Raw genomic sequence first — 18,699 nt, forward strand, 5'->3', positions numbered from 1 at the left:
TATACCGAATTTTGCGCGAATTCAACCCCGCTGTGCGAGCCGATTTTCGGCTTAAAGCAGCGTTTTTTACCTGCAGGAACCTCATCCTGCCGGGGGGTCGTTCCTGCGTTTTTTGGAGGACATGACCATGAAAACAATCAACCAACCCAGCGTTGGTGCAACCCCTGCCGAAATCAGCGCGGTTCGCTATCTGAATCAGTACCGCTGCCCTTACTGCCAGACCGAATGGGAGGATAGTTGGGATTGCGGGTGTAACGATCGCTGCCCGGATTGCAATAAAGAGATCGAGCCTTATGAAAGTACATCCATCGAGAGTGAATCGTCGGAAACCGAATTGCCAGTCGACGAACCTGCCTCAGCCAATGTCGCGGCGGCGGGGGTGAATCGGTTCTTCGTGGTTTCTTACGAAATCGACTATGTGCACCGGGTTTCGGTGGGTATCACTGCGGAGAGTTCCGAAGCGGCACAACAGATTGCTGAACAGGCATTCAACGATGCCACGATTTGGGATGACGCCACTGCCATGCCGTTATTGTCCGATGAATATCATGAATTGGAGGGTGAAAGCCTGGTCTGGGAATGCGTTGCCGTTGAACAATGGCCGGAACCGGATCATTCGGTACGGCAATTGAAGAAGGAACAAGCGGCCATGCGGGTTTGTCGGGGATTGGTTGAAGCCTATCAACAAGGCGAAGCCAACGGCGGCAGTATCGATTGGGAGGATTTAGATCGGTTAATCCCTCTGGCCTTACAAGCCTTGGGAAAACCTGTAGCGGAAATCCAATCCTGAAAACTGCGCGCTGAAATTTTTATGCGCACACTTTGTACAAGCCTGAGTTAGCCAAGTCATTCGATTCGGCAATCATTTTTATCCACCCACACGGGAATGTCCTATTCCCGCTGGGGAATCGTGATGTTCCCGCTTTTTCATTGAGGACAACATCATGAATCAAATCTTTGAACACACCTTCGGCACGGGTCATTGCATTCAATATCAGCGTTTGCCATCCGGCACCTGTTATCACGCCGACACACCGGAGCCGGTGGTCGAGTTGTTGGAACAACTTCGCCATAGCCGGCGCAAAATCCGGTTGTATTACGGCGATACCCAAACCGGCCAGTCCTGGCACGATGAACACGATGTCATCGGCTGGATTGGTCGCTCGATGGGCACGATCAAAGTGCCGTTGTTGATCGAACCCGGTGACATCGGTGGTCCGGCATTACTGGATCAGTGCATCGTCCGTATCGACAGTCCACGCCAGGTGCTTTACCAACACGATGATTTTCGAGTGGGTGACGTGGAACTGGTCAGAGGCGAGCTTAAACGCTTGCCCTGGGAAATCTGGATCGATTGCAGCGTGCATGCCCGGTTCAAAATAAAAACAGAAGCCCGGCAGTACCAGGATTTCATTCAAGGTAAGCGGTTTGCGTTGATCTGACGCGCCGTTTTCATTTTTGAGACTCGGTTAAGCCGAGTTTTTCACACTACCCCTGCGGGATGATTCTATCCCGCCAGGGTTGAATTGGTCGTCAGGGGCTTTTTTGGAGAATACCATGACAGACCCTTATCAATATTACCCCACGCCAGAAGCACTGAGCCGTAAAGCTTGGGCAATGTTCAAGAACCAGCAATTCGCGCGGATATTGGAGCCTTCAGCAGGCGAAGGACATTTGCTGCGTCCAGGGCCATACCAGTATGGTAAACGTTTGCCGATCGATTGCATTGAAATCGATATCCGCAAACACGCTGTTCTTCGCGATGAAGGTTATGCGGTGGTGGGGATGGATTTTCTGCAGTTTCAAAGCGGCAGTGTCTATTCTCACATCATCATGAATCCGCCGTTTGCCGAAGGCGCCAAACACGTGTTGAAGGCTTGGGAGATTTTATTTGACGGTGAAATCGTCGCCATTCTCAATGCCGAAACCGTGCGCAATCCGTTTTCGAAAGAACGCCAGTTGTTATTAAGGTTGATCGAGCAGCACGGCGAGGTCGAGTTTTTATCGGAAATGTTCGCCGGTGAGGATGCCGAACGCAAAACGCCGGTCGACGTGGCCCTGGTCTGGTTGAAGAAAACCTCGACATTTGAGCAGGACATCCTCGGTAGCATTCTGGACGATTTGCGCCAGGATCGCCGGGAGGCCGACGATGTGGCGGGCGAGTTTCAACTGCCCCATGAGTTGGCCTTGCCGAATGCCTTAATCGATAACGCGGTGTTGATGTTCAATGCTGCAGTCGAAGCCGCGCGACAGGCCGTGGTCAGTGAAGCCCGTGCCAGCCGTTATCGGACCATGCTGGGCAAAACCCTTGGTGAACTGAGCGGTGGCGGTATCAGCAGTGAAGACGACTCGTCTTCGGATGCGGTGAAGCGGACGCTGTTTAAACGCTATCACGATCTGAAGAATCGGGCCTGGGCCAGCATTTTACGCTCGACGCAGGTCACCTCGCGCTTGTCATCGGCGGCGCAAAAACGGCTGGAGTCGGATTTCGAAACGGTGAAGTCCTTGGAATTTACCGTGCCGAATATCTATGGCTTTCTGCAAGGCATCATCGAGCAACAAGGTGAAATTCAACTGAGCATGGTGTGTGATGTGTTTGATCTGATCACCCGCTATTACAGTGATAATTCGGTGTTTTACATGGGCTGGAAATCCAATGATAAACATCGCACCTTGGGCATGCGGATCAAGACCACGCGTTTCGTTCTGCCAGGGCACAAAGTGGAGTCTTATCAAAATAGTCTGAACTGGGAGTCGGAACGGCTGTTAGCGGATTTCGACAAGGTGTTTGCCTTGCTCGATGGCAAGACCGAAGCGGACGTGAGTTTGGTGTCGGTGTTTCGACAGCATTTTCACGATCTTCGTGTCGGCAAGCGGATTGGCGGCAGTTATTTTGACGTTCGCTATTATCCGGGCGTTGGCACCATTCACTTTTTTCCGAAAAGTAAAACCCTGATCGATCGCATGAACCGTTGGGTTGGTCGCCAGCGCCGCTGGTTGCCGCCCGTGGATACCCAAGCCGGACAAGGTTTCTGGCAGCAGTTCGAACAAGCGGAAAACTTCGATAAGGCGTTTCATACCGAAGTGAATAAACAATGCCCACGCAGTAGCCGACATGTCCATTTCGATCCGTTTTGGGCGATCAAGCACGGCGGCGAGTCGGAACGGGAAAGAGGTCATCGTCTTTTAGCCCAGGCGATGAGCACGGTACTCGCCAGCCGGGGTATCGATCCCGATGCGGTATTGGAAAACGAACAATCCAGCTTGCTGGAATGGGCGGGGTCTTTACCATCGACTACAGACCTGGCTTTGGCATCGTAATCCGGTGTTCTACAGGTCTTTAACTTAACCACTGGCCTAGCCAGTACTACCCGCCTCGGGGAGATGATCCGTTCTCCCCGTCGGGGTTGGACTGTGTCGTTTCCTCGGGGCTTTTTTATTCGAGGAACTCACATGAACACCACACAATTATCGGTAATCCCCGAGAAACTGATTAACAACCTGCGTTTCAGCTTTACCCAGTCCACCACGGTACTGGGCGAGCTGATGCAGAATGCCCGCCGAGCCGGCGCCACATTCGTCAACTTCGAGTATGTTCAAGATACTCGAACCTTGAAGGTGTGTGACGATGGCTGCGGCATTGCCTGTTTGACAACGCTGCTGACCGTCGCCGAGTCCGGCTGGGATATAGAGTTGATCGAACGCGAACATGCGTTTGGAATTGGCTTTTTATCAGCACTGTTTTCGTGCGAAGCCATCAGCGTCGACAGTAAAGGCGGTCGCTTTTCGGTGGACACGGCCGCGCTTTTGGCCTTCCAACCGATTGTGATCGAACCCAATGACTGGCAAGGCATCACGCGTTTGACGCTGACCCAGTTCAAACCGGAAGCGGATCAGGTCGAATCCCAGTTGCGTCGGTTGGCGCGGGGATTTCCGATTGAGGTGCGCTTTAACGGTGCCAGCCTGGATCGGCCGCGAGCGGTTAACTCAACATTACCGTTCATCAAGACCGAACTGGGTGATCTGTATGTGTATGGCTTATCTCAGGGCGAAGACTGGTTGCGACAGTCGGAGTATTTTCATCTGTATCTGCAAGGCTTACCGGTCTATCACAGTCATCACGAACGAGACCCCGGTCATGTCATCCACTTGGATTCAAGCCGCTTTTTCGCGCGGTTGCCGGACCGGGAAAAGTTGATCGATGAAGCGCAGGTGATTGCCGAGGTTAAGCAGGTTCTGCAACGGGAAGCCAGGCAACGCCTGGAAGTGATCAAGAACCATCTATTGGCAGAGGATTTTGTACTGGGCTACGACACCCTGAAAACTTACCGCAGCCTGGATTTACTGAATGATGTGCCGTTGTTGCCCCAACAGGTATTGGCGATTATTCAGGATTATCCGATCAAGGAAGGCTGCAGCAATGTGAATTTGACAGCGGTTTCACAACCGGTCAGTCGAAGCGATGTGGAAACCGGCCTTGTTAAAGTGGCCGATCTGGATGATCTCGATGAAGTCGGTGCGCTACGCTGGATGTTTGCTTGGCACCGCGATTATCGGGTATTTCGGCCGGGGTTGGATGCCAAGCATTGGCTGTTTTCGTACCTGGTCGATTTGAACGGACCGGCCATCACCCTGGACATCGTCAACGAAACGCACCGCGCGTTTTTTGCAGGGCAATGGGTGAGTGGTCAGGCGGTATTTTGTGAAAAATACCGGTTAACACTGAATGGCGAGTCTGTCGACATCGATCACGATGCCGTCTATGACGAGGATCAGGACTGCTTCATCGTACCCAGTCGGGAGTCATCCGGATTGGTGGTTTGCCAAGTATCGTCCTACTACGACGAATGGGATACGTTCATGGAATCCGCCAAGGAAGCCGATGAATGGGATTTTCATAACTTCGTGGTGGCCAATACGGCAGATAAGCCTGCGGATGCGTTACAGCGACTGCTGCCGACATTTGGCAGTTGTCCGGCGCTGTTTTCCAGGACCTTTCAAATCGTGCTCGGCAATGATGGCGATGTCGTCACCGTTGCGGAAATGTAGTCGAAACCCAATCTGGCCGATGGATGCGGCTGTGTTAGCGCGTGGCTTTTGGCTGGTTTTCTGGCGAACGACCACGTAACAAGCATTAACCCAAAACACCTGACGAAGTCATGGCGTCAGCTTAAGCCTCTTTAGCGAAATGTGTTCTGCCGACGGTCAACGTCGGTAGACATCGCAGACGAGGCTTTGCATATTTTTGACAACCCTTCCGGAGAAAGTCCATCCCGGAAGGGGACGGCTTTCTCCAAATTTTATTCCGGGAGAAAGCCCATGTTATACATTCGAGGAACCAATAATCGTTACCGTATGGCCGATGAACAGGATGTCATCTTCGAGGCCATTCAGATCTACAACCGCAACTTCAGTCGAGGCGAAGCCTTGACCAGTCCGGACAAGGCGAAGGACTGTATCAAATTGAAATTGGCGCCGTATGAGCACGAAGTATTTGTGTGTCTGTTCTTGGACAATCAACACCGGGTCATCGCGTGCGATGAATTATTCCGGGGTACGATTGATGGCGCTAGCGTGTATCCGCGCGAAGTGGTCAAAGCCGCGCTGCACTATAATGCGGCGGCGCTAATTATTGCGCATAACCATCCGTCCGGAATCAGCGACCCTAGTCAGGCCGACCGCGTGATTACGGGGAAACTCAAAGAGGCCTTGGCTTTGATTGACGTTCGCGTACTTGATCACTTCATCGTCGGCGAAACCGTTTTTTCCTTCGCTGAACATGGCTTGTTGTGAAAAGGTATTAGCGCCGAGACTATTCCTCGGTATCCAAGGCAACCCTATGTATCAACGAAGTTGAGTAATGAATTGGCATCGGTAACCATGAGGCGGCATTGATGCGACTTCGTTAAATGATATAAAACCCACGTCTCCCTAGAACCAGCAGCTAAGTATTGCTCTGGTTTCTGGGGAGACTAACTCGATTGACGGTCGGTTGGTGGCCGATCTCGACGTGTACGGCGTAACGATAACTTTGTGTTTTGATGCTCTCATCATCCCGGTATGGAAGACTTACGAGATGACTGTTTCGTTTTTGTGTTGCATTTTTCTACACAAATTACTATGCTGATCTTGAGTAAAGTGGAGGATGAACATGAAATCAATGCAAACTAGAGAAGCGACTCCCGTTTCCATCAATATCCGTGCTAAGGCTAGGCAGCGGGATATGATCGATCAAGCTGCTGAGCGTCTAGGCCGTAGTCGATCAGACTTTATGTTGGAAGCCGCCTGTCGCGCGGCAGAAGATATACTGTTGGATCAGGCATTTTTCACAGTGGATGACGGCACATTTGCACAATTTCAAGCGTTACTCGACCAACCCTTACCGCCCACCGATAAGCTTCGCCAGTTAATTAAGACAAAAGCGCCTTGGGAAAAATGACTGTTCTAGAACTGTCGCCCCCAGAACCGATCACGTCAGATCATCGGTTGGTGGATTTTGATTGCGGGGATATGTCTCTGAATGATTGGTTAAAAAAACGTGCGCTCAAAAACCATAGGGCAGGGGCTTCCCGTTGCTTTGTAGTAATTGCTGGCGTGGACGTCGTTGCTTACTACTGCCTGTCTGCCGGTGCAATCAGTCATGAGGCTTCGCCCAAAGCCATGAGACGTAACATGCCCAATCCTTTGCCGGTCTTGCTGCTCGGTCGACTGGCTGTCGACAAGCGTTATCATAACCAGGGGATTGGCAAAGCACTGTTGCGCGATGCAATGATACGGGCAGTCAACGTCTCGGGGGATGCGGGAGTATCGGCTATGTTGGTTCATGCTCTGTCCGAACAGGCCAAACAATTTTATCTTTCACAGGGATTTGTGGAGTCACCTTTGCAAGCAATGACCTTGATGATGACGTTAGAGACGGTTCGGGAAATATTGGCTGAACCTGACTGAGAATTCATTTATAGCGTCTAAACCGCCGGCCCCTTTTGTGCTGAGTGTCAAAGGGCCTTGATCAACCATCAAATGAAGAGAACGCCATCTGAAGTCAACAGCTTCGAGACCGATCAATACTTTTGATCAAATTTTGATTTTTTGGGGGCCGTCAATAGCTCGATTTGGCATCAAAATTCTGATGACAAATAAAATGAAACTTCTTTAGAATCAAGGGCCTGTTTTAAGCTAATGATGACAAATGAGTTGATTAAGCCATTGATTAATATATAAAACAGGCCTAATTGTGATTCCGGTTGTCGTGGGTTCGAGCCCCATCGTTCACCCCAATAAATTCAATAACTTATCATTCAAAGGCAGTTGCTGTGAGTGATAAAGTTTCAAAAGAAAGTCTTCATTTACAATGATTGCTCTCTATTCCTGCGTCGCGTGATTCGGCGGCTAATAAAAAATACAACAAATGAGAACGGCTATTTCATGTGCTTATAAAGCGCGGTTGGAATTTTATGCTGCTAGGCGTTGGATGGCGCGGTTTCGAGTTGGCTACTGTTTTGCTGCATAAGTCTATTGATGAAAATTTCCCATTGAAGTCGTCTGGTTCTTAGTTTGAAATTAGCCTTCTTTTTCCGGGTTTTGAATTGGCGGGCGGCCAGTTCGAGCCAGACAAAGCCGAGGCTTGTTCTGTGGTCGAAAACTCCCAAGGGTACTACGCGCCCCGTTGACAGTCGCTGAGCAACATTGCCCGGCATGCCATCATTCCGCCTCAGGAAAAAAATACGGTGTTTGCGCTGGGGGTGGTGTTTAGTGCGGTGCTGGTGACTGGTAAGGCGCTGAAGGTTTTGCAGTATATCTACAGGTGGGCCTCTCTGTAAAAATCCCCGGCGTTCTTAAGGCGCGCGAATATCTGTAGGGATAGGGGGGGGGGGCGGCCTCAGTAAGTGGTAGTGCAAGGGCTGTGCCGAGCACGATTGCCAACGAAACGGTCAGCAAGTGGCTCTGCGCCAATGCCGGGTTCGTGGAAGTTTTGGTGCGCGGCAGCAAGGTGGAAAGTCCAGTGTTCCGAATAGAAATAGTCGCCGAAGACTTTCGGCGCCACCCGCCGCGCCAATAACACCGATATGCTAAGCTATACCCAGACGATGTAAGCCGACGTCAGTCGTTGCGCAGAGGTGGGGCGGAGCGGGTCTACAGTGTCGTGTTTAAGCTACGGCACGGAGTTGGGCGCTAGGCTTCGATCTTGCCGTCCGCCTGTGCGGGGCGCGAGTCAGCGCCAGGCGCTGCTCCCCGTCGGAAGGCTTGGTGCCTCGTTCGCCAATGGAGGTATTCAGGCCAAGCGATAGCTTTTCGATAAGTCAGGACGAGGCGGATCGCTCGAGCATGCTCCAGATTTCATCGTCGGTCAGTGCATTGTTGCTCTAGAGCAGATTGTCGCGGAAGGTGCTGGCCTGAATCAGTATTTCCTCTGGAATATAAGTAATGCTTTTTCGCCAACCCGGAAGTGCAGCCAGTGCGCCTAGTCAATCCAAATGGTGTTGCTATCCGGTGCTATCAGCCTGATGAGTGAGTTGATCCGGGTGGTTTTGCCGGTGCCGGAAACGCTGGTGATGGTTGTGGCCTTTTTGGCAGGTATTGCCAAGTGCTTGGCCGTCAACGCGAAGTGCGACTGGGGGTGACTGAAAGTAGGATAATCAGGTCTTGTGGCTGTGCAGGCTCGTCGCGGGGAGGCGGAAAGTCTGGGTTTGCCATGCAATCGCCAATAGGTTATGCCGGGCCGAAAACGCTGGAAGCATGTGCGGCAATTGCTGTCGAGCGTCGGCGATTTCGGAAGAGTCGGGTAGCTTAGGGGGTATACGTCAATCATTACCAGCAAATGATCGGCGACGTGTAATTGCAGCGAGTGACTTTCCCGGTCTCGGAACGGCATGGGTCTGCACCGCGATCAGCCAACAAAAAACACTAGAGCGGTTTCGAAATCCCAGTTTGGCGTCAGGCTGGAAAGGAGGTTGTGAGTCGCTGTAAAATGCCTTCCGCGTCAAACACGCCCGATAAGGGGAGTGGTGGCAACGCAGCTTGCAATTCCGAGCCTGCCGACATAATGCTGAGCAATACAATGTGCCGGATTGTCGGCGGATCGAACGTAATAACTCTCGTGGATAGGCGAGAAAATGCCAGTTGTCCTGGTTGGGGGCTTGATTGTTCGATGCCATTGTCGGGCATGATGGTACGCTGCGCCAATCGCTTACGTCATTCTGAAGCTAGGCACGATTTGCGTGCTATGCTCGATCTCGCGAGCACGAGGGCGTTTGGTTTTGGGGGTGTTGCGTCAGCAGGCTGTTTTCACTAGTGAGATCCTCAGGTTATTGATAGCCTGAGTAAGGCCTCGAACAATTCCGTTAGAATGGATTTTGATACGGTCATTTTTTCTGTTTTAATCGCCAGAAGCCTTCGAACTTAAAACTGTCTCTTGCCGGGGTGTAGGTGGAAGCGGGCGAGATTGAGTTCATATGGTCTAGGCTCGTTGTACAAATATGCTTGGTTAATTTTGACGATTCAAGGCTGATCGATCATGGTTGTATCTAGTGAAGTAAGTCATGGCTCTTATTAAATTGGTTGGCAACGTAGATTGCTTTTTTACAAAAAACATTTTAAGCTCTTAATAATGTGTGGAATAAATAAAATATTAAGAGATAAAGTATTTTGTATTTATTAGGCTTGGCTCATGGGGATTTTCTGGTCAAATACGTAACTTTTATCTTCATGATAATCGCCTTTTCAGCAGGCGGTTGAAATTATTTTCGACGTTGAGTATCCATAAGTATGGTTACTACAAAACATTGTCGACAAGTTATTGATTTTTTGTTGTCGATGAGTAAACTTTAATGATTAGGCTGTGTTTTGAGGGTGATTTTCTGACTGAATTGTGTTTTTAACGGGGTCTTAAATCAACTGGTGTCAGAAGCTAGTCAATGATGCTATTATTGGCTTGACGTCGATCCGAATAATTAAATAGATTGAGTTATCAACTTTAAAGAGAAGTGGGTGGATGTGCCGTAATACATAACATTACGACCGCTTCGGCAGGTAGTGGAAGGGTGTTTTATCGTGTACAAGTCGGTCTTTTCTGAAAAGGCTTTTTTACAACGTTTAACAATTGATGCCGTAGAAATTGAAGCGCAATTACATAAGCAGAATTGCTTTAGATTATGTTTTTTCGGTTACCTAAATGAGTCGCAACAGACCTTAGTCTCACATAATAATTAAATACTAGATGGATGTATTGTTCATAAACCCCGATTCGTCTACTAAGGCTTATCAGGATCTCGCTAAAACCTATTCAGCTATCGAGCCCCCTACATGGGCACTTTTACTGGCGGAGTCATGCCGAAGCAAGGGATTTGATGTAGCCTTAATGGATTGCGACGCTGAGCGTTTGACGCTTGAACAATCGGTTCAGCGCATTGATGAGCTCAACCCCCGTTTGGTAGTGTTTGTTGTTTACGGGCAAAACCCCAATTCCGGAACAACCAGTATGATCGGCGCATTGGCCTTGGCTAGCGCGTTTAAGGATGCTGCTGGTAATCAAACGCCGATTGCCTTTGTTGGGTCGCATACGAGCGCTTTGCCTCTGGACGTTCTGGCTCATGAGTGCGTCGATATTGTGTTGCTCAACGAAGGTGTTTACGCATTGCACAACCTGTTGAAAGGCAATCTCAAGAGCGACTTGGCGCATGTCAAGGGCATCGGCTATAAACAAAGCTCTTCGGCTTTGCCCGTGCTCAACCCGCCTCAGTCCGTGGTGCCGCAGGAACGAATGGACGAAGACCTGCCGGGTTATGCCTGGGATTTGCTGCCTTACCGCGAAAAACCACTCGATCTTTATCGGGCGCATTTCTGGCATGCAGAGTTCAGCCACGACAAACGCACACCGTTCGCGGCTATTTACACCTCGCTAGGTTGCAATTTCGGTTGCGATTTCTGCATGATCAACATTGTCAATCGGTCCGATAACGGCGCCGGCATTGATGCCTCGCACTCCCGCGGCATGCGTTTCTGGTCGCCAGCCTGGGTAATTCGCGAAATGGAAAAACTGGCGACGCTTGGCGTTCGCACACTACGCATCAGCGACGAAATGTTCTTCCTCAATCGTAAGTACTACGAGCCGATACTGCAAAACGTGGTCGATAGAGGTTTCGACTTTAACATGTGGACTTATTCCCGCGTCGATACCGTCAGGCGCGATGCGCTCGATTTATTTAAACGCGCCGGCGTAAATTGGCTGGCATTGGGCATCGAGGCGGGTAATCAAATGGTGCGCCAAGAAGTTTCCAAGGGGTCGTTCAAGGAAGTCAATATCCGTGACGTGTGCGACACGATTGGCGATGCCGGCATCAGCATTATCAGCAACTATATCTTCGGCTTCCCGGATGATACGCTGGAAACGATGCAGCAAACGCTCGATCTTGCCATCGAGCTCAATACCGAGATGGCCAACATGTATCCTTGTCAGGCCTTGCCGGGCAGTCCTATGTACCATATTGCCAAACGCAACGGCTGGAAACTGCCCGAGACTTACGAAGGCTTTGCCTTCCTGTCGTATGAATGCGAACCGTTGCCGACTAAGTATTTGCGTTCGGAGGATGTGTTGCGTTTCCGTGATCAGGCATGGCAAACCTACTTTTCAAATCCCGCCTATCTCGGGCTTGCCGAGCGCCGTTTTGGCGTGCAGGAGCGCAAGAATATCGAGGACATGGCGAGCATCCGCCTTAAGCGAAAATTGTTGGGAGATTGAGCACTTGATTATCACCAGAACCCCGTTCAGGATTTCGTTTTTTGGGGGGGGCACCGATTACCCGGGTTGGTATCGCGAGCATGGCGGCGCCGTGCTGTCGACCTCCATCGATAAATATTGCTACATCAGTTGCCGTCGCCTGCCGCCGTTTTTCGACCATAAACACCGCATCGTCTATTCCTTGATCGAAAACGTCAAACATAACGACGAAATTCAACATCCCGCGGTGCGCGCGGTGCTTAACTGGGCAAATGTTGCAGAAGGCCTGGAAATTCATCACGATGGCGACCTGCCTGCTCGTTCCGGTTTGGGTTCCAGTTCGTCGTTTACCGTGGGCTTATTGAACGCCTTGCAAGCCTTGCAAGGGCGAATGACCAACAAGGATGAATTGGCTAGCGATGCGATTCACATCGAACAAAACTTGATTGGTGAGAATGTCGGCTCCCAGGATCAAGTGTCCGCCGCCTTCGGTGGCTTCAACCGGATTGAGTTTCATACCAATGATACCTTCGACGTTGCACCGTTGATTCTGCCGCAACAGCGCCAACAAGAGCTCCGTCAACATTTGATGCTGTGCTTTACCGGCTTCTCGCGTATCGCCTCCGAAGTCGCGAAGTCGAAAATCGACAATTTGAAAAATCGCGAGAAAGAGCTGAAGCTGATGCGGGCGATGGTCGACGAGGCTATCGCATTGCTGCAGGACGGCCGCGAACCCATCGAATCGTTCGGTAGGCTGTTGGATGCCAGTTGGCATTACAAACGCAGTTTGTCTGAACGGGTGTCCACCCCAGAGATCGACGAAATATACAATGCGGCAATGGATGCCGGCGCCATCGGCGGCAAGATTTTGGGTGCGGGTGGCGGTGGTTTCTTGTTGTTGTTTGCTAAACCGGAGAAACAGGCCGCGATTCGCGAACGCCTCGACAAGCTGATTCACGTGCCGTTCAATTTCGAAGACTCTGGCAGCCGTGTAGTTCTCTACCAACCCAACGGACTTTAATTGTGATGCACCAGTTCTTATGTCTTGGCCTTCATACCAGGGAGACCAACGGTTCGACCCATTCCCGAACCAACGCCGAAATGGAGGCGCTGCTGTGAATTCCGAAACCCTTGATTTGCGCGCGAAGGCCCATTGGGTCTGGAGAGAGACGCTCGCGATCCACCGTCGCGCGCCCGAGACTCGGCTTGCTTCGTCGCTATCAGCCGTTGAAATTTTTGTCGCGTTGTATTATGGAGGCGTATTGCGTTTCGATGCCTCTCAGCCATTGGCGGCGCATCGTGACCGTTGCGTGATCAGCAAGGGTCACGGTTCAATTTGTATGTATCCGATTTTGGCCGATCTTGGTTTTTTTTCGAAAGATGAATTGTTGAGGGTTTGCCATAGCGGCGGTTTTTTGGGCGGTATTCCCGATCCGGTGATTCCTGGTTATGAGACCGTCAACGGTTCGCTTGGCCATGGCCTGGGCGTAGCCACCGGTATGGCTCTGGGCTTGAAGCGGCTCGACAGTGACCGACAAGTGTTCGTCGTGTCAGGTGACGGCGAATTGCACGAAGGCGCCAATTGGGAGGCCGCGATGTTTGCCTCTCAGCACAGGCTCGACAATCTGAATCTCATCATCGACGACAACGGTATCAGCATGCTCGGCTATACCGATGATATCGTCAGCCACCATTCGCTAAGCGAGCGCTTAACCGCGTTTGGCTGGGATTGTCGGCGAGTCGATGGTCACGATGTGTTGGCTGTGCAGGCGGGTTTGTTGGAGATGAAGGCGACGACGGCTGGTAAACCGAAAGCACTGATCGCCAAAACCTTGAAAGGTCGCGGTGTGCCGGGTTTGGAGAATGCGCCTTTGTCCCACATTCTTAATCCCAAGCCGGAATTAATTGACAGTCTACTGGAGCAATTGCCATGACGACCAAGCCGCTACCGATGCGCGACGTTCTGCTTGATCGGATTTGGCAAGCGATGGAGCAGGATGCAAAAATATTTTTCGTCAGTGCGGATTTTGGTTCGCCGATACTGGATAAAATACGCGCCGATTTCCCCTCCCGGTTTGTCAACGTCGGCATCGCCGAGCAAAATTTGATCAACGTGTCTGCTGGTCTGGCGCTCGAAGGGTTTACCGTGTTTGCTTACGCGATCGCGCCGTTCATAACCATGCGCTGTTACGAACAGATTCGTGTCAGCTTGGCATTGCTGTCGGAGGTGCGGCCGATTAACGTTAATTTGATCGGTGTCGGCGCCGGGTATAGTTACGTGGTTTCCGGGCCGACGCACCAGTGCTACGAAGACTTGACCCTTATGCGCGCGATGCCGAATTTTCAGGTGTTTTCCCCCGCCGACCATGTAACAGCTGGAGCATTGTTCGAGCGCTGCGTATCGGCTACCGGCCCCAAATATTTGCGCTTTGACGCTCAGGTATTGCCGGTAATCTACGAACAAGCGGCACCGGATTTGCGATTGGGTTTTCACGTTCACCGTCGAGGGCGGCGCATATGTTTGCTGGCGACCGGCTACATGTTGCATACCGCGCTGAAGGTGGCGGCTCAGCAAGACCCCGAGCACGATGTCGGTGTCATCGATTTGGTGGACATTGCGCGTTTCGACGAGGATAGCTTAGCTGACGAACTCGCCGGCTATCAAGGCTTGGTCAGTTTGGAAGAAGGCTTCAGTGGCCGCGGTGGGGTTGATGCCATGCTATTCGATTTTCTGGCTCGACGGAACCTGCCTTTGACGCTGCTCAATCTGGGGGTCAATGGCGGCTACCGTTTTGAGCTGGGTACACGGGCCGAATTGCACGAACAAGTCGGCATAGGGCCGGAAGCCGTGCAACGGCGCGTTGCGGCCTTCATTCAATCACTTTCTCATTAACCGGGTATTCGACAACATGAAATTCCCCCTGATGCGTAACAACATTCTGCGCGAAGATCTCGACGCAGTGATCGAACATCTCAAACAAGACGATCCGATTTTGACTCATGGTGCGAACGTGCGCGCGTTCGAGGCCGAGTGGTCGGAGTGGCTGGGCGTGAAATACAGTGTTTTCCTGAATTCCGGTGCATCGGCCAACCTGCTGACCATGGCGGTGTTGAAAATACGCCACCCCGAAGGCGGCGAAGTCATCGTGCCGCCGCTGGCCTGGGTATCCGATGTCGCATCGGTGTTGCAGAACGGCTTTACCCCGATATTTGCCGACATCAATCCGGCGACGCTGGCGATGGATACGCAACAAATTCTGAGTAAGATTACCGACAAAACTCGCGCCGTATTTCTGACTCACGTCCAAGGTTTCGATGGCCTGACCGACGAACTGGTCGCGGAACTCGAACGCCGCCACATTCCGTTGATCGAAGATGTCTGCGAATCGCACGGCGCCCGCCATAACGGTAAATTGCTGGGTAGTATCGGCTGGATTTCCAATTTTTCCTATTACTACGCCCACCACATGAGCACCATTGAGGGCGGCATGGTTTGCACCAACGACCCCGAGGTCTACCAGCAAGTGCGCATGTTGCGTTCGCACGGCATGGTGCGCGAGGCGACCGACAATGATTTGAAGGCACGCTACATCGACGACAATCCGCAGCTCAACCCGGATTTTATTTTTGCCTATCCGGCCTATAACACCCGTAATACCGAAATCGGCGGCATAATGGGCCGTAGCCAACTCAAACGCCTCGATATGATCGTACAACGGCGTACCGAAAATTTGCTGCGCTTTCTCGATAAAATTGATGCGTCCAAATACCGCACCGATTTCAAACTTGAGGGGTCGAGCAATTACGCTTTTAATCTGATCCTCAAAGAGGCCGACGATAATTTGGTTCAACGAGTGATGAAAAAAATGCGCGAATCCGGCATCGAATTCCGCAGAGGTAGCGCCGGCGGCGGCAACCAGATCCGTCAGCCGTATTTGCGCGGCATCGTGCCGGAAGGCCATCATCTGGAATATCCGAATACCGAACACGTTCATTTTTACGGTTTTTACATCGGCAATTTCCCCGACTTGAACTCTGCCGAAGTCGACGAACTGTGCGCGTTGCTCAACGCGGTTTGACGGCGACATCGTGACCACGGCAATTGTTCTGGCAGGCGGCTTGGGCACTCGTTTGCGTGACGCGGTACCCGATTTGCCGAAACCGATGGCCCCAATTAATGGTCGGCCGTTTCTCGAATTTTTATTCGAGTATTGGCGTACCCAGGGTGTGGAGCGTTTCATTCTATCGGTTGGCTACCGGTGCGATGCCATCATTGATTACTTCGGTGAGAATTATCGTGGTGCGATGATCGAATACGTGCTCGAACAAACTCCTCTGGGTACCGGTGGGGGGGTGCTGTTAGCCGCACGCAACATCTCGGCCGGCGAACGTTTTCTGTTGCTCAACGGCGATACTTTCTTCGCTGTGGATTTGGAGCAGTTAATGTGTTTCGCACAACGTAACGACGCGGATTGCTGTTTTTCGTTGTTTCGTTCCAACGAAGAAGGCCGCTATATGGCGCTGGAAGTAGCGGACGACGGTCGCATCGAGTCCTTGCAGTCAGGTAAGGGCGGTATCGGCAGTTTGGCCAACGGCGGCGTGTATTGCCTGCGCCGTAGCGTATTGTTGGAAGAACAATTTACGCCGAACGCCAAATGGTCTCTCGAAGACGATATTTTTCCGGCGGCTTTGAAGGCCGGTCGGCGTTTAACCGGTATCGAGTTTCCGGGCACTTTCATCGACATTGGCATTCCAGACGATTACGCACGCGCCGCGCAAGTGTTGAACCAGGAGGCGGCGTGGATATAGTTTCGCGCATCAGGATCAATGTTCAAGCCTCGATTGATGCCAAGATCAGTCTATTGGCGGATACCGAGGCTTTAACCGAATTCGGCGCAGCGGTGGAAGCCGTCATTGCCTGTTATCGCAACGGTGGCCGCATTTATATCGCCGGTAACGGCGGCTCGGCGGCCGATGCTCAGCATTTGGCGGCGGAGTTTGTCAGTAAACTCGCGCGGGAACGTGACGCTTTGCCCGCAGAAGCCCTGACTGTCGATAGTTCCATCCTGACCGCAATCGGCAACGACTACGGATTTGAACACGTATTTTCCAGGCAGCTGGCCGGTAAAGCCTGCGGCAACGACATCTTTTTAGGCATCAGCACGTCGGGCCAGTCGCCGAACATCTTGCAAGCGCTGGCGCAATGCCGCGCTATGTCGATACCCAGCATCGTATTTTGCGGCCGCGATGGCGGCAAAGCGCGCGAACTTGCGATGTATGCAGTAGTCGTTCCGGGAACTGCGACCAGCACTATTCAGGAATTACACATAGTCCTGGCGCATACGCTGTGCGAGTGCGTCGAAGCGGCAATCTTTGGCGAATGAATTTTTTCGAACCGAAAGGAGAGTTATGAGTTACAACATTTTAGTGACCGGCGGTGCCGGCTATCTGGGTTCTACCATGGTACCCGACTTGCTGGCAGCGGGACATAAAGTTACGGTGCTCGACAACTTCATGTTCAAGCAAAGCAGTTTGAACCACGTCTGCCACCACCCGAATTTCTCGGTCGTAAAGGGTGACATCCGCTTGGAAAAAAATGTCGCACCATTGCTCAAAAATGCCGATATTGTGATTCCGTTGGCTGCGCTGGTGGGGGCGCCGCTGTGCAATCTGGATCCAATCGGCGCAACCACTACCAACCACGACGCGATCACACTGATGCTGAAGTTGTTGGCCAAGGATCAAATCGTGTTGATGCCGACCACGAACAGCGCTTACGGCACCGGCGATGAAAACAACTTTTGTACCGAGGAGTCGCCGTTGCGTCCGATTTCGCAATATGCAATCGAAAAGGTCAAAATCGAACAGGAATTGATGCAGCGCGAAAACGCAATCAGCTTCCGTTTGGCGACCGTATTTGGCATGTCGCCAAGGATGCGCGTTGATTTGCTGGTTAACGACTTTACCTATCGCGCTGTCAACGACCGTTTTGTCGTGCTGTTCGAAGGTTATTTCAAACGCAATTACGTACATGTGCGTGACGTTTCAAGGGCTTTCCAGCATGCGATTGCCAATTATGACGCGATGAAGGGCCAGATTTACAATGTGGGGCTCTCCGAAGCCAATGTGTCTAAAAAGGAATTGTGCGAAACAATCAAAAAGCAGATTCCCGACTTCGTGTTTATCGACGCACCGGTCGGTAAAGATCCCGATCAGCGCAACTACATCGTCTCCAATGCAAAAATTGAGGCAACCGGTTACAAAACTTCTGTCAGCCTTGATGCTGGTATTGCTGAATTGATCAAAGGTTTCACGATGATCAAGAACTCGATGTACGGCAACGTTTGATCTAACACCAAACTAAACATCAGCGCCGGCATGCAACACGAAAATAACGTAAAGGACGAAAACTTTAGGATCGAACTTTTGGGGCGGCAAGAGGTATTCGAAAATGCGTTATTTCGGGTTTATGCCGATCACGTCGTTGATTCTCACGGCAACGAAGTGCCGCGCTATCTGAGCGTCGTACCTCGCTGCTTAGTCGAGGGCTCTGTCGCTGGCGTTGCTGTACTTCCGGTTGCAAGGCACTGTATTGGCTTGATCCGAGTGTTAAGACATCCCTTGCAGCGCTGGTCTTGGGAAGTGGTCAAGGGGCATGGGGAGCCCGGTGAAAGCCCCGCCGCCTCAGCGGAACGCGAGCTGATGGAAGAGACGGGGTTGGCGCTATTGGACGGTGGTTTGAGGGATATGGGGGGGCTGTCGCCGGAAGCAGGCGTTATCCAGGCTCGCTCTCGGCTGTTTGCCGCTTCGGTCGATGCCGGTGCAACCGCCAAGGTCGAACCGGAGTTCGGCCACGGCGAGCTTCAATTTTTCGACCGATCCAAGGTATTACAAATGATCGCCGAGGGTGAAATCGAAGACGCCAGTTCGTTGGTGCTGGTTTACAAATGGTTGATGACGCATGATTTCAATGTTTGAAGACA

At 51.6% G+C, this 18,699-nt stretch carries 17 protein-coding genes; all 17 read left to right on the forward strand.

The genetic code is table 11. From position 1 onward, the window contains the following. Positions 1 to 127 precede the first annotated feature (127 nt). The 17 genes from QLH52_RS01425 (at position 128) to QLH52_RS01505 (ending at position 18,694) form a co-directional block, all read left to right on the forward strand. Positions 128 to 790: a hypothetical protein gene (locus tag QLH52_RS01425; RefSeq protein WP_319960316.1), complete on the forward strand. Its 663-nt coding sequence runs from the start codon at positions 128 to 130 to the stop codon at positions 788 to 790. A 154-nt stretch (positions 791 to 944) separates the two neighbouring features. After that, the gene (locus QLH52_RS01430; RefSeq protein ID WP_319960317.1) at positions 945 to 1,442 is read left to right on the forward strand and encodes a hypothetical protein; all 498 of its coding nucleotides are present in this window, start codon (positions 945 to 947) and stop codon (positions 1,440 to 1,442) included. A 115-nt stretch (positions 1,443 to 1,557) separates the two neighbouring features. Then, the gene (locus QLH52_RS01435; RefSeq protein WP_319960318.1) at positions 1,558 to 3,321 is read left to right on the forward strand and encodes a DUF4942 domain-containing protein; all 1,764 of its coding nucleotides are present in this window, start codon (positions 1,558 to 1,560) and stop codon (positions 3,319 to 3,321) included. Between the two features lie 132 nt (positions 3,322 to 3,453). After that, on the forward strand, positions 3,454 to 5,049 hold the full coding sequence (locus QLH52_RS01440) for a hypothetical protein (RefSeq protein ID WP_319960319.1): 1,596 nt from the start codon (positions 3,454 to 3,456) through the stop codon (positions 5,047 to 5,049). A gap of 270 nt (positions 5,050 to 5,319) precedes the next feature. Next, positions 5,320 to 5,793 (forward strand): RadC family protein, encoded by a 474-nt coding sequence (gene radC / locus QLH52_RS01445; protein ID WP_319960320.1) that lies wholly within the window; start codon positions 5,320 to 5,322, stop codon positions 5,791 to 5,793. A gap of 358 nt (positions 5,794 to 6,151) precedes the next feature. Beyond that, positions 6,152 to 6,439, forward strand: a complete 288-nt coding sequence (locus tag QLH52_RS01450; protein ID WP_319960321.1) for a type II toxin-antitoxin system TacA family antitoxin — start codon at positions 6,152 to 6,154, stop codon at positions 6,437 to 6,439. Beyond that, a complete protein-coding gene (locus tag QLH52_RS01455; RefSeq protein ID WP_064036772.1) occupies positions 6,436 to 6,948 on the forward strand; it encodes a GNAT family N-acetyltransferase in 513 nt (170 codons plus the stop codon). Before QLH52_RS01450 ends, QLH52_RS01455 begins: the two co-directional genes overlap by 4 nt. 955 nt (positions 6,949 to 7,903) lie before the next feature. Beyond that, positions 7,904 to 8,059, forward strand: a complete 156-nt coding sequence (locus QLH52_RS01460) for a hypothetical protein (RefSeq protein ID WP_319960322.1) — start codon at positions 7,904 to 7,906, stop codon at positions 8,057 to 8,059. A 2,157-nt stretch (positions 8,060 to 10,216) separates the two neighbouring features. Next, positions 10,217 to 11,737 (forward strand): B12-binding domain-containing radical SAM protein, encoded by a 1,521-nt coding sequence (locus tag QLH52_RS01465; RefSeq protein WP_101052016.1) that lies wholly within the window; start codon positions 10,217 to 10,219, stop codon positions 11,735 to 11,737. Between the two features lie 4 nt (positions 11,738 to 11,741). Beyond that, complete coding sequence (locus QLH52_RS01470) at positions 11,742 to 12,737, forward strand: GHMP family kinase ATP-binding protein (protein ID WP_319960323.1); 996 nt, start codon at positions 11,742 to 11,744, stop codon at positions 12,735 to 12,737. Between the two features lie 94 nt (positions 12,738 to 12,831). Beyond that, positions 12,832 to 13,650, forward strand: coding sequence for a transketolase (locus tag QLH52_RS01475; protein WP_319960324.1), 819 nt, complete (start codon positions 12,832 to 12,834; stop codon positions 13,648 to 13,650). Continuing rightward, positions 13,647 to 14,609: a transketolase family protein gene (locus tag QLH52_RS01480; protein WP_319960325.1), complete on the forward strand. Its 963-nt coding sequence runs from the start codon at positions 13,647 to 13,649 to the stop codon at positions 14,607 to 14,609. The genes QLH52_RS01475 and QLH52_RS01480 overlap by 4 nt, the downstream gene beginning before the upstream one ends. Before the next feature lie 16 nt (positions 14,610 to 14,625). Continuing rightward, positions 14,626 to 15,795, forward strand: coding sequence for a DegT/DnrJ/EryC1/StrS family aminotransferase (locus QLH52_RS01485; RefSeq protein WP_205800346.1), 1,170 nt, complete (start codon positions 14,626 to 14,628; stop codon positions 15,793 to 15,795). A 10-nt stretch (positions 15,796 to 15,805) separates the two neighbouring features. Beyond that, the gene (locus tag QLH52_RS01490; protein WP_205453113.1) at positions 15,806 to 16,525 is read left to right on the forward strand and encodes a nucleotidyltransferase family protein; all 720 of its coding nucleotides are present in this window, start codon (positions 15,806 to 15,808) and stop codon (positions 16,523 to 16,525) included. Beyond that, the gene (locus QLH52_RS01495) at positions 16,516 to 17,100 is read left to right on the forward strand and encodes a D-sedoheptulose-7-phosphate isomerase (RefSeq protein WP_171696635.1); all 585 of its coding nucleotides are present in this window, start codon (positions 16,516 to 16,518) and stop codon (positions 17,098 to 17,100) included. Before QLH52_RS01490 ends, QLH52_RS01495 begins: the two co-directional genes overlap by 10 nt. Before the next feature lie 25 nt (positions 17,101 to 17,125). Further along, on the forward strand, positions 17,126 to 18,064 hold the full coding sequence (locus QLH52_RS01500; protein ID WP_033155985.1) for an NAD-dependent epimerase/dehydratase family protein: 939 nt from the start codon (positions 17,126 to 17,128) through the stop codon (positions 18,062 to 18,064). Positions 18,065 to 18,094: 30 nt separating this feature from the next. After that, positions 18,095 to 18,694, forward strand: coding sequence for an NUDIX hydrolase (locus QLH52_RS01505; protein ID WP_319960326.1), 600 nt, complete (start codon positions 18,095 to 18,097; stop codon positions 18,692 to 18,694). The last annotated feature ends 5 nt before the right edge of the window (positions 18,695 to 18,699 follow it).

The organism is Methylomonas defluvii, assembly GCF_033949435.1.
In the GTDB taxonomy this organism is placed as follows: Bacteria; Pseudomonadota; Gammaproteobacteria; order Methylococcales; family Methylomonadaceae; genus Methylomonas; species Methylomonas defluvii.